This is a genomic window from Methanosarcina sp. A14, assembly GCF_001729375.1.
Taxonomy (GTDB): Archaea; Halobacteriota; Methanosarcinia; order Methanosarcinales; family Methanosarcinaceae; genus Methanosarcina; species Methanosarcina barkeri.
Window position 1 is genome coordinate 1 of record NZ_LZPK01000028.1, and the last position, 16568, is coordinate 16568.

General features: G+C 43.8%; 13 protein-coding genes. 3 read left to right on the forward strand and 10 right to left on the reverse strand.

Features of this window, described 5'->3' with window-relative positions; all coding sequences use genetic code 11:
• Positions 1–232: 232 nt before the first annotated feature.
• From A9239_RS18710 to A9239_RS01785, 6 genes are all read right to left on the reverse strand, one after another.
• Entirely contained in the window at positions 233–1345 is a 1113-nt protein-coding gene (locus tag A9239_RS18710) for a pyridoxal phosphate-dependent aminotransferase (protein ID WP_048118947.1), read from the reverse strand.
• Between the two features lie 72 nt (positions 1346–1417).
• Positions 1418–2032 (reverse strand): 6-phospho-3-hexuloisomerase, encoded by a 615-nt coding sequence (hxlB, locus tag A9239_RS18715; RefSeq protein ID WP_048155018.1) that lies wholly within the window; start codon positions 2030–2032, stop codon positions 1418–1420.
• Between the two features lie 262 nt (positions 2033–2294).
• The gene (locus tag A9239_RS01770) at positions 2295–2807 is read right to left on the reverse strand and encodes a hypothetical protein (protein WP_048118942.1); all 513 of its coding nucleotides are present in this window, start codon (positions 2805–2807) and stop codon (positions 2295–2297) included.
• A gap of 14 nt (positions 2808–2821) precedes the next feature.
• On the reverse strand, positions 2822–3181 hold the full coding sequence (locus tag A9239_RS01775; protein ID WP_048118941.1) for a DUF2073 domain-containing protein: 360 nt from the start codon (positions 3179–3181) through the stop codon (positions 2822–2824).
• A 5-nt stretch (positions 3182–3186) separates the two neighbouring features.
• Positions 3187–3828 (reverse strand): Era-like GTP-binding protein, encoded by a 642-nt coding sequence (locus tag A9239_RS01780; RefSeq protein ID WP_048118939.1) that lies wholly within the window; start codon positions 3826–3828, stop codon positions 3187–3189.
• 748 nt (positions 3829–4576) lie between these two features.
• Complete coding sequence (locus A9239_RS01785) at positions 4577–5572, reverse strand: phosphate uptake regulator PhoU (RefSeq protein WP_080941504.1); 996 nt, start codon at positions 5570–5572, stop codon at positions 4577–4579.
• A gap of 245 nt (positions 5573–5817) precedes the next feature.
• Between A9239_RS01785 and A9239_RS01790 the strand changes: the two genes are divergently transcribed.
• The 3 genes from A9239_RS01790 (at position 5818) to A9239_RS01800 (ending at position 7742) form a co-directional block, all read left to right on the forward strand.
• Entirely contained in the window at positions 5818–6681 is an 864-nt protein-coding gene (locus tag A9239_RS01790) for a shikimate kinase (protein WP_048123045.1), read from the forward strand.
• Positions 6682–7032: 351 nt separating this feature from the next.
• Positions 7033–7320, forward strand: a complete 288-nt coding sequence (locus A9239_RS01795; RefSeq protein ID WP_048118935.1) for a chorismate mutase — start codon at positions 7033–7035, stop codon at positions 7318–7320.
• Positions 7321–7340: 20 nt separating this feature from the next.
• Entirely contained in the window at positions 7341–7742 is a 402-nt protein-coding gene (locus A9239_RS01800; protein WP_048118934.1) for an AIR carboxylase family protein, read from the forward strand.
• 257 nt (positions 7743–7999) lie between these two features.
• On the opposite strand, the gene A9239_RS01805 is transcribed toward A9239_RS01800, so the two are convergent.
• From A9239_RS01805 to A9239_RS01820, 4 genes are read right to left on the reverse strand one after another with little or no spacing between them, the layout of a single operon-like run.
• Positions 8000–11440: a DEAD/DEAH box helicase family protein gene (locus A9239_RS01805; protein ID WP_048155021.1), complete on the reverse strand. Its 3441-nt coding sequence runs from the start codon at positions 11438–11440 to the stop codon at positions 8000–8002.
• Positions 11440–13548 (reverse strand): DUF262 domain-containing protein, encoded by a 2109-nt coding sequence (locus tag A9239_RS01810; protein ID WP_048155024.1) that lies wholly within the window; start codon positions 13546–13548, stop codon positions 11440–11442. Before A9239_RS01810 ends, A9239_RS01805 begins: the two co-directional genes overlap by 1 nt.
• On the reverse strand, positions 13535–14740 hold the full coding sequence (locus A9239_RS01815; RefSeq protein WP_048155027.1) for a restriction endonuclease subunit S: 1206 nt from the start codon (positions 14738–14740) through the stop codon (positions 13535–13537). The genes A9239_RS01810 and A9239_RS01815 overlap by 14 nt, the downstream gene beginning before the upstream one ends.
• Positions 14737–16275, reverse strand: coding sequence for a class I SAM-dependent DNA methyltransferase (locus A9239_RS01820; RefSeq protein ID WP_048155030.1), 1539 nt, complete (start codon positions 16273–16275; stop codon positions 14737–14739). Before A9239_RS01820 ends, A9239_RS01815 begins: the two co-directional genes overlap by 4 nt.
• Positions 16276–16568 lie beyond the last annotated feature (293 nt).

The window sequence follows — 16568 nt, forward strand, 5'->3', positions numbered from 1 at the left end:
AATAAAGTCAAGTAATAAAGGATTGATATAGAGATTGATATATAACTACATAAATAAAAATCTAATAAAAATAGAAATCCAATAAAAATAAAAGTCCAATAATAATTCAATAGAAGTAAAAATCCGAGAAAAAGTGTTTAATCTACAAATCTCTGAAGATTTTTCAGAGTATTTTCTCCGGAATTTTAAACTATTTCTCAGAATATTTTATTAGAGTAGTATCTCTGAATTATCAGAGTACTTTTTCCATGATGCTCAAGGCTTTTTCGATATCCTTCATTGAAGCCGCATAGGAAATTCTGATATGTCCGTCTCCTTCGCTTCCAAAGGCTGTGCCGGGAGTAACAACAACACCGTTTGAGATAAATTTCGAGGCAACCTCTGCGGAATTCTGGACTTTTGGGAAAGCGTAGAAAGCACCTTTCGGAAGGGCACATTCCATTCCTAGATCATTCAGCCCTTTTACAAGCACGTCCCTGCGCTTTCTGAACTCTTCTCGCATGGCCTTGATAGAGTCTTTGGGTCCTGTCACTGCTGCATAAGCAGCTTTCTGAGCGATTGAGTTGGCGCAAGCCTGGAAGTACTGGTGCACCTTAAGCATCTGGCCTATGTAGTCTTTTCTGGCTGCCACGTACCCTAGTCTCCATCCGGTCATGGCATAGCTCTTTGAGGTCGCATTTACGGTAATCACATTGTCCGAATAGCTGGCAGGGCTTACGTGTTCCCCTTCGTAAACGAAGTACTCATAGACCTCGTCGGAAACAATGGTTATATTGTGGTCATCTGCGATCTCAGCCAGGGCTTTTATATCTGCCCTGCTTGCGACTGTACCTGTGGGATTTGAAGGAGAATTAAGAACGATGACTCGGGTTTTCGGAGTGATTTTCTCAAGCACGGCCTCAGGCTTCATAGTAAGGTCTTCGGCAAGGGGAACACCTACGGCTTTACCACTAAGGATTTCGGTCAGTGCATTGTAAGAAACGAAGCCAGGGTTTGAGATAAGGACCTCATCCCCATGGTTTAAAAGGGCTGCAAGGGCAATTGTAAGAGCTTCCGATGCTCCAGAAGTTACAATTATTTCCTCAGGGGAAACCGAGAACCCATTCTCTTCCTGGAACTTGGAACTCAGGGCCTCTCTTAACTCCGGAATTCCCGGACCGACCGTATAACCCGTAAAGCCTTCGTTTATAGCTTCTATTGCCGCGGCCTTAATATGCTCCGGGGTGTCAAAATCAGGCTGTCCCAGCCCAAGGTTGATAGCGTCCGAGCCCGCAGCTTCAAAAATCTTCCTGATTCCTGAGGTATCTATTCGGGCTACGTTCTCTGAAAACTTTATTTCCTTCAAATTAGGTTCTCCTGTATCCCTATAAATTAATTATTTTTATGTACCTTCTGCTTTCTGGCGATTAAGGCTCTCTCATTCGATATTCGTATGTCTCGACTTCAGTTCGACTTCAGAGGCGCCTGTAAGCGTAATAAGCTGAGAGATTATCGAGTCAAGGAAAATAAGCGATGTAATTTCAAAAGATGTACCCAGTGGAGGCATGGTTTTGTAACCTCCCCGTATGTTTCTTTCAAGGTAGCCATATGTATCAGAGTCATTTTTAGTCTTGCTTGGAAGAATCATAGTAACATCCGAGATTCTACCGAGTGTGGATTCTTTTTTAGAGGTAACCGTTATGAGGGTTGAGCCAATATCTTTCACTATTTTTCCGAGATCAGCTATAGAGTGGGTTTCTCCTGACCCTGAAATGGCAATCACTACATCCTCCGGCCGGACAGCAGGAGTTGTGGTTTCGCCAACCACATACACACTGAATCCGAGGTGCATAAGCCTCATTGCAAAAGCTTTGGCAACAAGCCCGGATCTTCCGGCCCCCATCAGAAAGATTCTTTTGCTTTCCAGAATTTTCTGGATCATCAATTTTATGTTTTTTCTGTCAAGTTTATCAATTATCTCACTGAGGTTTACTGAAATCATTTTCATTGATAATAGTACATCTTCGCAGTCGTTTACCTGAACTTTTTCCATATGAGTTCTCCGAAAAACATTGAGTTAAGTGCCTGGTTAAATGCTTAATTCTATAATAATTAATTGATTAAATTTTATTTACCTGCTTATGTCAATGATATTTATCTGTCTATGTTAATAATAATAATATTTACCTCTATGTTATATGAAAAATGCTCCTGAAATACCTTTACCAAAACCCTTTTTCAAATTTACAGTCGGATCTCAGGGTAAAGTTCGGAAGCCTTCTGTTAACTTTGCCGTAATATCAGCAGTTCAGGTTTTACCTGCTTGTTTGCGACTCAGTTTTATAATTAATAGCTTTCAGTTCCCAGTTCTCAATATTATTTTTAAATTCGTAATAGAGCCTCTGGATATCACAGTCATTCCCATTCCAATAAAAGTCTTTACGCGTTTCTCCTTTTTGGAGCTCTTCAAGTATAAATTTTGATAGGTGGAAAAGGGCTTTTTTATTGGAAAAAGGAATACTATAATTTACGCGATAACCACCAGATGTTTTTCCATAGGACACGAGTGTGTACCCTTTACTCTCATATTCCGTAATCTCATCAAAACTGCAGACAATTTCAAACTCATGGACTGTAGACTGGTCAACTTTTGAAATTCCGATTAGTACCTGCGCTATAATATAATCAGGAACTTTCCGTCCAAACCATACGGCGATTTTCCCGTAAGTACAGACTAAGTTGACGTCATTCCTGCCCATCTCAAAGGAGCCTAGAGACTGGGGAGGGTAGATTATAACTTCCGAGTCTTGGGTCTTCTGGGCACACATTGCTTCCACTTCGTTTACTTACTTGCAGAGACAAGTGCACTTATGAGATTCCGATCTTTCTTAAGGGTTTTGAGCTGGTTTGCAGGCCCTATTACCGTAAGTCTCTTACTGCTCTGTCTTTTGAAAATTTTACCAAGAAATGAACCGTCCGTATTTGCAGGATAACTTTGCATCTCTATGCCCGAAAAAACATCAGGCTGGATCGCTGACATTGTCATTTCTATAAGCTTTGCTTCCTCCATTGGGTTCAGGCCCTTTTCAAGCACTAGAATTTTACCTTTTCGTACCTCATCGATTATGTATCTGACTTTTTCCATTGAAGCCATCTGAGAGATTCTGGCTTCGGATATCAAATCAAGCTGAATTCCCTGCATGTAAATCACCCGAACTGTTTTGCCAGAGCTTCATAAAACGAGTCCATTCCCACTCCTTCAAGGGCAGAAACCGGCACCATAGGATGCTGGGGGAAGGCTTCCTTTATGACAGACGGGTCGGCATCAGGAAGGTCTACCTTGTTTGCTACTATAAGAAGTGGAAGGTTTCTTGCTTCCATATTCCCTATTACTGTTACGTTGACCTGGGTATAGGGATTTTCAGTGGAATCCATAACAAGTATGACGCCGTCGAGGTCATCCAACCATTTGACAGCTTCGATTACGCCTTCTGTTGCTTCTTTAGATCGTTTTTTGGATTCGGAATCACTCATTCCCTGCTCCATAAAGTCGTGGAAATCGATTTTTGTGGCAAGCCCGGGCGTGTCTACAATATCGAGGCTGATTGTGTGTCCATTGGTCTCAATATTTATTGCGTTCCTTCTCTTGGCATGCCGGGTTTCGTGAGCAATATGAGAAACCGAACCCATTGTTTCTTCAGCTCCGACCCAATCCTTAAGGATCCGATTGCTGAGGGTCGTCTTACCGGCATTGGGGGGGCCGTAGATTCCTATGCATGCTCCTTTTTTCTTGAACAGTTTATTGAACATTTTTGAAAAGCTTACCTTAAATCGTTCTAACATATTCATAGCTTCCCTCCTTTGGGAAAAGCATAGTACCTAAGGATTTCTCGGATTGCTTTCCTTTACGGATTGATATTTAAATTTTTAATCTATTGATCCATGCACTTAAGTAACTTCTATTTATCGTACTGAGGGGATTGGGGAAAATTATAGATGTTTTTCCTTTCCAGTATATTTGAGACTAAATAGGAAGTTTAAGGTTCTTTCTACGGTAGAATAGAAAGTGCCTCCATGGAAATAACACCAGAATATAAATAAATTGCTTTCTATCGCCTGATTCCCTCACCACATTAATAAAAAAGCTTTTTATTCAGAGATAAAAAGCTTGTTATCCAGAAGACTTTGAGCTCTCAAGAACTCTTTTTGTTAGTACTAAATTTTTATATGTGCACTGATGTTCTGCACTTTCCTTTATATTTTTTCCTATTTTTATTCATTCAATCTTAAAAATATAAATCGTTTTTATTAGAATATCTTCTGATATCCTTCCTAACATAATTCTTTTTATAATCTTTACAGCTCAATTTTCCTCCAGATATTTCAAGATATCTTTTGGGAGCTCTAAAACATTTTTATAAATTTTAATATATTTGTTGAGCAACTCAGAGCATTAAAAGCTAACTTATTATCTCGATTTAAGGCCTTAGTTATATATTTAACTTTTTTATTACTTTTGAGAACTTTTACCTGAAAATACCTATTATTTACTTTTTCAGATTGAAGAAAACTTATGTTTTCTCCGATAGAGTTTTGCTCATCTGTCTCGAATTGCCATGTTTATAGCAATTTCGGCTATATTGGAACTAAGGTCTCCTATTCTGGATAAACTGTCTACGACTGTCCCGAGTGAAATCATAATCTCATTGGATTTCAATTTCAGAATAGATTCATGCAGTTCTTCTACCCATGCGCGCATGTTGTCAACATTATCTATTACTTGATTTGCAAGAGAAATATTTGTTTCAAATAGTGCCTCAACTGACTGTTTTACCAGTTCCGTATAAGCAGCATTGAGTTTATCGATCTCTTCCATTACCTTATCATTAACAGGCTCTTGCAGCTTTAAGGCGGTGTTTGCTATTTTCTGTGCGTGGTCGGCTATCCTTTCTAGCGGGCTTGCCGCCATTCTGAACTCGTGGTATTCCTCTATACTTGTTTCTGTGTTGCTAGGCATTCCTCCTTCACAGAGAATGGAGCGAAACTGCTTGGAGATCAGGAGATATAACCTGTCAACCTCATCATCTCTATGACTTACATCAAGTGCAAGGTCGTGATCAATGGTTTTAAAGGCTCTTACCGCGTCCTTTTGCATGGACACTGCAATAAGGAACATCCTCTGTACGCCTTTTTTGATAGGAAGTTCATTCGGGTTAAGGAGGTCCTGGATAACTACACAGTTTGAGTTTTCTTCAGTAATTTCATGACCTATGAGTTTGTAGCATACCCTCCGAATTGTTTGCTTCTGTTCGACGAGTATCCTTTCCGAAAAAAGCTCGATCATGTCATATCCGTGGAGATATGCAGCAATAATGTCTCGTTCAAGTGCTTTTGCTCCACAACCTGTAACATCAATTCTTTTCGTTTTGATTGAACGTCCTTCAATAACGGGGTTTATCAGTAGTTTTCCATCAGGCTGGGCCTGAATGGAAACCCTCGTGCCTGTTTTGATTCCCACTTTTTCAGCCCATTGTTTAGGAAGGGAAATAATGTAAGTAGATCCACCTGTCTGCTGTACTTTCCTGGTCTCGATAATGATTCCCCGTTTTTGATTAAATCTGCTAGATCTTAAATTAGAACTGTTTATTCCTGATTCAGATAGCGTTCTCTGATAGTACTTAGAAGTATTTTTTTATATACGTGATTCAATTTTACTATTTATATTTGTGGATGTACGCTTTTTTTATGAATATGTTGCAGAGCTCTGCGTTTCAGGAGACCTGGATTCTGTGAAAGAACGCAGTAAAAAATATTAAAGAACAGCGCATTCTGAGCATGATGATACTCGAAGGTCACGCCTGCGCGTCGGGAGCAGGAACCATTATCGCGGCATTTGCAACCTGGAAAGGTGCGGCATTTGGAACTGGCTTAAAAACATATTCAGAAGTGGAACTCTCGGATCGCGAGAGAAAAGTCCAAGGATCAATTGAGGGAATGCCTGAAGCAGACACTTTTCTTATTGAAAGGTGTGTTGAACTTGTGCTCGAATACTTCGAGATTAAACTTGGGGGCAAGGTAAAAACAAGCAGCAATATTCCTCTTGCAGGTGGGCTTAAGAGCAGCAGTGCAGCTGCCAATGCAACTGTACTGGCAACCTTAAACGCTATTGGAGAATCAATGCCTCCTCTTGATGCTGTGAAACTTGGGGTAAAAGCTGCAAGAGAAGCAAAAGTAACCATAACAGGGTCTTTTGATGACGCTTGTGCTTCTTTTTTCGGCGGAGTTGTGATCACTGATAACCGGGAATTGAAACTGATTAAAAGAGAAGAATACAATTCAAAAGTCCTTATTTTTGCGCCGAACAGAAAAGTGTTCAGTTCACAAACAAATGTTAAACGTTCAGAACTCATTGCTCCGTATATAGATATGGCATATGAACTTGCACTCGCAGGAGAGTATGAAAAAGCAATGACTTTAAACGGTTTCCTCTACTGCAGCGCTCTTGGCTTTGATACCGAGTGCATTCTTCGAGCCCTGGAATGTGGAGTAAAAGGGGTAAGTCTGTCCGGGTCAGGCCCGGCGTATGTTGCGCTTGTCAAAGAAAAACAGATCGAAGAGCTCCGGTCGGCCTGGGAAAGCTGTGGGATCGAAGGCAGGGTTATAGAAACCTCTATAAATAACAGAGACGCAATGTCTTTGTGAACTGCCACTAAGCTAAAAACTTAGCGGCTTCTTAATTCATAGATGGCCATCGGCATCTCCAAAGGCTTTAATTCCGGCTGGACCGTTCGCACTGAGTCTTGCTCTTTCGCTCGTTTCGGCTTTACGTAGTTACAAGCTAGAGTCGAAGGTTTTTCTACTACCTGCTGGGCCTGATGATAGACTCATGGAAAAAGGTTGCCTAGTTTTCGCATACCTTAATCTAATTAAATTATCCGATGGTCTATATGAAGTTAAAGAATACTGAAAAGAATAGGGAGAAGTTGACGCTTATATCCCCTGGGGTAAAGACACAGGGGTTTTACGCTTCTTCATATAAAACGAGGGGTTCATTTGAGCGAACTTGAAGATGTCCGCAGAGAAATCGAAGAAATTGATAGGGAAATTCTTGCCCTCATTGATAGAAGAGTAAATCTGGCTGAAAGAGTACTTGAATCAAAAAGAATAAATGGAACTTCGATAAATGACCAGAAGCAAAACGAGGTTGTAATTAACAGAGCTTTAAATGCCGCAACCGAGCTCAACCTTGATCTTGGGTCTATAAAGACTATTTTTGAGACTCTTATCAGGATGAGTATCGAACGTCAAAACGAGTTAAGCGGCAAAGGAAGCCTGCCCTGACTTCTCAGGAGAAACTAAAAATGGTTGATATCTCAGTAATTATGGGTTCCGAATCCGATAGGCCTATCGCCAACCGTGCGGTATCCGTGCTTGAAAAGAGCAAATACACTTACGAAGTAATGGTTATCTCTGCTCACAGGAACCCTGAAGAACTTGAAAGCTATATCTCAAGTACCGACGCAAAAGTCTTTATTACAATTGCAGGTTTATCTGCAGCCCTTCCCGGGGTTGTAGCTTCCAGAACAAAAAGACCTGTAGTTGGAGTCCCAGTAAGCGCAAAGCTTGGTGGACTCGATGCCCTGCTCTCGATTGCCCAGATGCCCCCGGGAGTGCCTGTCGGAAGCGTAGGGATCGATAATGGAGCAAACGGTGCACATCTTGCTCTGAGAATTCTGGATTTGATTGACACTGTGAAGCCTTAAAGAGCCTGTTAAAAATTTCAATTCCTGGCTTGATACAGTAATAATCGATTTACTAAAAATCAACTAATAAATTGAATCGGAAGTAAACTCAGTCGGCTATTTACAAAATTCAGTCGACTCACTCCGAAGACTCTTTTTTAAAAAATCTCTTATTTTCCCTATGTTTAACCCCTGTTAAGTTCATTCAAAATGGATGTTAAATCAATTCCCTGTCATTGCTTGAAAGTCTTACTTATCCAAAATACCTCAAAAGATTTTCATGCAGTAATTTGTTGCGAACATGGGGGCACTAATGCTGTTGCCGTGATCTGCTCCAACGTATCTATTAATTCATCAATTTGAGTTGAGGTGAAAAGCCCATCTGGACCCTGTGGCGTAAGGTCGGTAAATGGCGACTCGTAAAGTAATGCAGCATCCATTGCTCCGTGTTCTGTGAGATGATCAATAATCAAGTTTATGAATTCTATCTGGTTTGCAGTCAGGGTCTTACCTTTCAGAAATGTGGTCAACGACTGTTTTGCAGCTTCTCTATCAAGCCCAATGAGTGAGCGCACGAAGAGGCCGAGTCCATGCGACATCTCTTTGGCACGGGCAATTTCTTCCGGGCCTCCCAGCCCGCTTTCTGAAAGTATCCGCTCCAGCTCATCAAGATCAGTTACAGTCAATGGAATATTCATCCGAAGCTTATGGATAACCGTGTTGTCCTGATGTTCCAGAAGGAAAGCACGGGTTTTGGCGCGAAACTTTTCAAAATCTCCGGCTTCAGCAAAGCCCGGTAATTCCACGTCGGTTTCGCTGCCTATTTCGTCTTCGAAGTCAGTGTAAAGCGGTTTTCTGTGGTGTTTTTCTATCAGTTTTACCAGGTTACGTAGATGCCTTCTAAGTGTTTCCAGCATGGGAGTCGTTACATTCTCCCACCATTCATCGGTCTGCACATCCAGAATTAGAGCCATCTGGTCACGTACCATTGGGATGGCTGATTTTTCTTCAAGGAGACCGGCAATTTCTCTGACCTGATTGCTCAGGCGCTCAAAAGCAGGCTCGGCACGCAGTAAAGCCAGTTGCAGGTTCAGGACCAAGAGATCAAAACGTTTTGCTTCCTCGGCTTCCGGTTGTAATTCCGAGGGAAGGCCCGCGACCTCATGGGAAATCTCGGAGAGGTCTTCGCTGGAAAGTTTTATCCAGGCTTCGGGTTTTGAGTATTTCTCGACCAACCGTCTCCTTGGACGCACTACGAAGTTATCCAGGTTCATTGAGGCAATTTCATTTTGTAGCGTTTCGGCAACCGAGAAGCGGACTTCGGCTTCAGTTTTTGGTTCACCGTATATTTCCGAGGCCTCGGCACCGGTTGCACAATCGCTGTCAGATTCAAGTTTTCGGTCAAGCTCTGAGAGTAATTCAAGACGTGATTTGAACAGGCGCGTACCAAGCGAATCTCCAAGTGAACCGTCAGTGGTTTCAGGGTTCTGGCTGAAAAACTCCAGGTTCTGGCAATAATCAAAAAGATAAAAGAACTGTTTATCTTTTCCGGGTTCGAAAAGGTCAGGACACAGACGAGTACCACGTCCTACCATCTGCCAGAACTTTGTCCTGGAACGCACCAGTTTGAAGAACACCAGATTCACGACCTCCGGTACATCGATCCCCGTGTCAAGCATGTCCACTGAGATGGCAATATGCGGGGCTTTTTCTTTTACCGAGAAATTGTCTATCAGGCTCTGGGCGTATTCGGTCTTAAAAGTTATAACACGGGCAAACTCGCCTTTAAAATTCGGATAATTGGCATTGAAACGCTCGGCAATATACTCAGCATGAGCCTGATTTTTTGCAAAGAGGATAGTTTTGCCCAGGCGGTCACCACCAGCGACTTTCAGGCCCCGTTCCATCAGGTGAGCCAGCACTTTATCTACGGTGTCTTTGTTAAACAGCCACTTGTTGACGGCTTCGGCTTCCACCCTTTCAGGGATTTCTTCGTCTTCGTCTCCCCAATCCAGAGATTCCCACTGTTCTTTATCCTCGTCTGAGAGGTCGTCGTAATTGATCCCCTGGCGCTGGAACTTCAGTGGCACTGAAACCGCTTTTGGAGGAACCAGGAAACCGTCTTTTACAGCTTCTTCGAGCTGGTAGGCATCGGTTGGAACACCGGGTTCAAGGTCAAAGAGGCTGTAGGTATTTCGTTCAATTTCATTTTTGGGCGTTGCTGTAAGGCCCACAAGAAAAGAGTCAAAGTAGTTGAAAATCGCTTTGTACTTCTTGAAAACCGAACGGTGCGCTTCATCAATAATTACAAGGTCGAAATGCCCGGATCCAAAGCGGCGCTGTCCGTTGTTCATTTCTTCTATCTGCTTCATCATTGTCGGATAAGTTGAAACGAATACTCTCCCGTCGGTGTCCTTTTCCGTTACAAGGTTCACAGGTGCGGAGTCTGGAAGGTGCCTTTTGAAGGCATTTACTGCCTGGTTGACCAGAGCTACCCTGTCAGCCAGGAAAAGCACGCGTTTGACCCAGTTGCAGCGCATGAGAAGGTCGCAGAGTGCAATGACTGTACGGGTCTTACCAGCGCCTGTTGCCATTACTACCAGAGCTTTTCTGTCGTTGTCATGTTCAAAGGATTCTCCTATGCGCCGGATGGCACGAGTCTGATAGTAGCGGTCTGCAATTTTTGAGTTAATTTTAGCTTCGGAAAGAGACCTGCGGCTGCTGCGCCGCTGGATAAGGAGTTCAAGTTCGGATTTTTTGTAGAAACCCTGTACCTGTCTTGGAGGATACCTGGAATCGTCCCAGATCCAGTTTTCGTATCCGTTTGAATAGAAGATCACCGGCCTCTGCCCGAATTGTTTTTCCAGGCAGTCGGCATAGAGTTTTGCCTGCTGCTGGCCGACCTGCGGGTCTCTGGTAGTGCGCTTTGCTTCAACGAGGGCAAGGGGCTTTCCGTCGTCTCCCCAGAGCACATAGTCTACAAAACCGACCCCGCTTTCGTTTGGCATGCCTGAGACTTCAAATTCCCTGTCCTGGTCTTTGTCAAGGGCCCAGCCGGCTTCTTTAAGCAGGAGGTCAATGAAGTAGTCGCGAGTCTCAGCTTCGGAATAATCGTGTGTGTCCGGCTGTAGGGCTGAAGCTTCTTTTGCTTTTGCAACTTCGGCACGCAGGCGTTTTAGTTCTTCGTCCATTGCGGATTTGTCGGCCAGGAGCTCAGAGAGTTTTTCGTCTTTTTCCCGGAGGCTGGTTTCCAGGTTTTGAAGCTGTTCTATTGTCTGCTTCGGGACTGTTGTTTTTGGAAGGTCATCAGGGTTGAAGCTCAGCCCGGGCTCAGGCTTTTCTTTTCGCGCATAGGTGCGTGCCAGCCAGTAGGTAATGTGGAAAAGTTCACTCACGGCTGTCACTGAATCATATGCCTGAATGGAACTGTTGCTGTGCACAGCCTCGTTTCCAAGCCGGATAATGATACGTGCTTTGTTGAAGATTGCCTCTCCCGCAACTTTTTTGAATGTAGGCTCATGAATGAGAGCACTCAAATTTTCCTGATACGGCAGGAGCAGTGAATAATCGTACTTATATATCCACTGCACAGCCAGTTCCAGAGCCCTGCGAGCGTAAAAACAGGCAGTGCGAGGGTCAGGATAAACTGCATTTGAGGCTTTTTCGGCTGCCTCATACAAAGAAGGCCATTCGGCTTCGAGAAAGGCAAAATTGGTCATTAATATCCTCCGTTACTCATCTGGTGTTCGAAAGATTGCCGCACCAGACCTATTACATAGGGCAGTTCATTCAGTGATCCGAGGCCGACTTTTACGTCGCCATTCCCCCAACAACCGACATCGGAAACATCCTTGCAGAGCCCTCTTGGGTCGTTTATGTCAGAAAAAGGCAGATTGAGAGACAGGATCAGCCGTTTAGCTTGTGGGACTACATCCACAAAGTTAGTCTCAGCTTTATAGGCGACATAGAGCTTGAGAAACTCCTCGGTTACACAGGGATCAAGAGCCAATACTTCCTTGCGGAAGGCTTCGAAAAGCTCATGCACTGTTCCCGTTAACAGGTATGGATGGTCTTCAATTGTGTAACCAGATGCTGTAGCCTTTGGCCTGTACGCTTCAAAGGTATCGTTAGTCAGTTTTGGCATTGCCCATACATTGAGAGCTATTTCTGCCAGCCTGCTTGCCCTTTCTTTAATAGTCTCTTCATTCCACTGGTCGAGCTGACCAAGCCCTTTATTGAGCTTGAGAGGGCTTTCTTTAAAACCGCCAGGCATGTCACGTTTCTCTGTGAAGGACCTGTCACTATATTCTGAGTTGTAACCAGTGAGTGTGAGGTTGCCAAGGGTATGCAGCCACGTTTCGTGAATTCGTTTCCATTCTGTGCCAAGTTCTGTTTTCCAGGCTGTGGAGAGATTCTCATTCTGTGGCATTATATGTTCGATAGTATACTCATCTACCTGCACACGTTCTTTACGTCCATAGTTTTCCAAACGTCTGATCCAATAGCTGCGGCTTCGGAAGTTGTAGAGGTCTCGGATTTTCAATTCACGCCTGAACTCCTCATCGTTTGGAAAGCGGCGATATGATGGCAACTGAAAAAAGTGTACCTGAATGCTTTTGAGATAATGGTCCTTTTTTAGATATCTGGAAAAGGTTGCAAAGGTCTTGTTCATTGAGTTTGTGGGAATAGAGCAGATAGCACGCCGGAACACATAGGATTCGATCAGCCGAACTGCTGCAACAAAGTCTTCCCTTGACAGCATTCCGGTTGCATAGTCGTGATAGAGTTCGAGCAAGAATGGATAAGCTACATCTACTCTAAGCTCGCGTAAGTCGTGGAAGGCAAGTTTCAAATCAGGATCTGTCTCTTTTCCGAGAGCCATAGCGCAGAAGTAGCGGGAAAAGGTCCGGATGTCGGCTACAAGCGCTTCTACTCCTGCCTGTGCCGTTTTTGTGGAATTAGCATGAACCTTAAACGCTTCATAGACTTCCCCTATTCTGGGAATCTCTCCTGTTTTAACAGTCAAATAGTGGCGCATGAAACCGTCGAACTGCTCACTGTAGGCTTCCTGTCCGAAATCCACTTCCATTGGCCGCCAGTACTGTTCATAAAGCCTTGTCTGTAATTGCGGTTCCAGTCCCATAAGGATGTAGTTGCGGATCAGGTCAGCCTGGCTGAGTTCCTTGCCCGTTGAGTTCATGCTTTCAAAAATGAGCTGCGGGTTGTCCTGATCGCGATTGAGCGCGATATCAACCACTATAAGTTTGGCCAGCCCTTTACACAGAGGAGTTAGATCATCTTTACATCCGGCAATCCATGATTCGAAAAGTTTGAAATTTTCCGTTACTCGCAGAGAAAACTCCTTTGGCTGCTCTCTGTTGGAGACAATAGAGGTAAGCGAGTCTTTATCCGTCTGAGAAAGGATAAGTTTGTAATATTTTTCCCCTTCTTCCTCAGGGTTGAGCAGATAATAATTTCGAAGTTTGCGAGGAGAAAATCCTTCAAGAGGCTCGCGATTATTCTCATCCAGTTTTTCAAGCGCTCTGGCAAGAGCAGCTATCAGCAATGTTACTGTTGTCAGGCGCTGCTGTCCGTCGATTACGAGCAGAGGAGACTGGCTTGACACCTGATAAATCCCTTTTTCTATGTAGACAATAGAACCAACAAAGTGAGCTGAGATATCATCATTATTGCCTGTGCGGAGAATATCGTCCCATAGCTGACGACACTCTTTTTCAGTCCACGAGTAAGTGCGCTGGTATATGGGAATCACAAATTGAGGGGATTTTCTGAGAAAATCAAGCAATTTGGCTTCAGTGGCTTTCATGTTCTAATTCCCCCCTGAAAGCCCGGTACTGGAGAGAGGAAAAAAGATCATCCAGTTCTGCCAGCGAGGCTTTGTGAACTGTTTTTAATTTTTCGATTGAAGCAGTTCGGAAGGCGAACTCTTGTTGTATTTTGAGGGGTGGAAGAGGAATTTCAATCTTACCCAAACCATCTTGATTTATTGTATGCTGGCCAGCTGATGTTTTCCTATGTAAGGCAATTTCTCTTTTACCACGAGGTCCATTTAACATGTATACAAGGAATTTTCCGTCTACTTTTGATTGATCTGTTTTCACACGCATAATGTGATCATTAAAATATACAGGTTCACTAAACCCTTCGAATAACGCACATCGTCCAACATAGTCAGGGTTCCCGTTTACACGAATGAAAAGAAGATCATTGACTGATATTTTATATCGACTTGATTCTTGGTAGCTAAGAGATATTCGGTTTACATCACTAAAATCAATCCAACCTTCACGAATATCGCGAAGGCGAAGAACTATATCTGTACCTTCATCTGATCCTTTTCGCCTTCGAGTTAAGCCATTAGTGACATCCGTAAGCAAAGCTCCAATTGAGCAAATTTCCCATTCCTTTGGATTAGTTATAGGGTCACCGAACATATCTATAAAAATAGATTGAACAAGTTCATCAAGCTGGGCAAGGATAGCTCTGCGTTTAGCTCGAAGAGCCTCCGCACGGTCCAGAATATCTGCAATTCTCTTTTGTTCCTCTAACGAAGGAAGGAGAATCTTCACTTTTTTAAGGTCTGAAAGAATTATTCTCCGAATTGCGGAACCAGTTTTTCGCTTTAGTGCATCTTCAAGCACTGTAGGTGAGCGTAAAACATGTCCAAAATACATAGAGTCAACTGTATTCTTTTTTGGCCTTAAAATCGCCAATGAAGATAGAACTGCAAATGGCCTATTCGTTGTAACAACGTGAACCTTTCCTACAGTACCATCCTTCGAGAAAAGAACGTCACCTTTTTGTGGTGCAGAATTGCCTTCTTTTGCTGCAATGTAATCTTCTGTGGTGATGAACGAGCAATTGACAAAATCCATCTCTGAGTCTGTAACATCTTTTACTGTCAAGAACGGAATTCCATTACCTGTATTTTTTGGAGTATAATGGGTGCCGTCTGTGACAATCTCACAGGCTTCCTCTACTGTTATAAGAGGACTCATCCTAACATCCCTTCCAGTTCGTTCATCCCCTGCTGAATCTCCACTTCCAGCTTTGCGAGGCTTTCAAGTATCTCTTTCGGGGCTCTGTATTCCACTTCTTCATACACAACTTCCTTGTAGCGGTTGAGGGAAAGGTCGTAACCCTGGGCTGCGATGTCGGCTTTTGGCACGCAGAAGCTCTGCTCGGTCCTGGCGCGTTTAAGTTCACTGTTATTGCGCTCCTGCCAGCGAGCAAGGACGTCAGGAAGGTTATTTTTGGCGTGTTCGTCTTCGTTAAGCCCGGTTGAAGGGACAGGGCCCAGTTTATCCTCGCTCAAAAGCGGGCTCCGTTTATCGTCAAGGCTCCAGCCGTCGGCCTGCATATCGTAGAACCAGACATGGTCCGTGCCTCCCGAATTTGTTTTCGTGAAAAGGAGGATAGCAGTTGAAACGCCGGCATATGGCTTGAAAACGCCGCCCGGAAGTGAGACAACCGCGTCAAGCTTCTGCTCCTCAACAAGCATGCGGCGAAGCTCCTTATGGGCTTTGCTTGAGCCGAAAAGCACGCCGTCAGGAACGATAACAGCCGCCCGTCCGCCTGGCTTTAAAAGGCGCATGAAAAGGGCAACGAAAAGCAGTTCGGTCTTTTTGGTCTTGACGACCTTCAAGAGTTCCTTAGAAGTGCTCTCATAGTCCAGCGAGCCGGCAAAAGGAGGATTTGCAAGGACAAGAGTATAAGCTTCTTCGTCGCTGGAATAGTCCTGGGCAAGAGAGTCGCGGTAGCGGATGTCCGGGTTTTCCACGCCGTGCAGGAGCATATTCATGCTGCCTATGCGGAGCATGATATGGTCGAAATCAAAGCCGTGGAACATATTCTGGTGGAAGTGCTGTTTCAGCTTTTCGTCGTGCAGGATATTCGGGTAGTGTTCCCTCAGGTATTCGCCTGCACACATCAAAAATCCGGCTGTCCCGCATGCAGGGTCGCATATGATGTCTGTCGGCTGCGGGGAAGTTAGCTCTACCATCAGGCGGATAATGTGGCGAGGGGTCCTGAACTGGCCGTTTTGCCCTGCGGTTGCGATCTTGCTGAGCATGTATTCGTAGAGGTCGCCTTTGGTATCACGGTCTTCCATTGGCACATCGTCAAGAAGGTCCACCACTCTTGAAAGCAGGGCAGGCGTGGGTATGGTGAAGCGGGCGCCTTCCATGTGTTTGGCATAGGTTGAGTCGTCTCCGCCCAGGGTCCGCAGGAAGGGGAAAACATGTTCGCTGACTATTGTAAACATCTCTGCCGGAGTAAAGTTCTTGAAATGGGACCAGCGCAGGTCTTCGTAAGATCGGCCTTTCTCGTCCCCGCCTTCAGGAAAAATATGGCGTTCCATAGGGCGTTTAAGGCGGACTGATTTGTTTTCTTCAAGCGTCTGGAGGTCGTCCAGCCTCCGTAAAAATAGCAGGTAGGTAATTTGTTCGATAACCTCGAGAGGGTTGGCTATGCCGCCGGACCAGAAAGTGTCCCATATGCGGTCGATTTTGTTTTTCAGTTCACCTGTGATCATTGTTATTCCTCTAAATCATGGAGGTTGGAATGCATGGAAAGAGCAAGCACATGGAAATGATTCTCATATTTTTTAGGGATACGCTGTCTATCCTGTGCCTCTCAGTTAGTGGTTTTGTGATTTTTTTGTCGTGTACTCAGTTATTCCCGTTTATTTTTAACTTTTGCTCTTTTTTACGAATTTTCACATTAAGGGGGGTAAGTTCCACTATCTTAAATCATGATTTTTCTTTTGAATGATATTATACAGTTCATATTATAACAGTTAGTAAAAATAAATGTTTTTGAATTGAC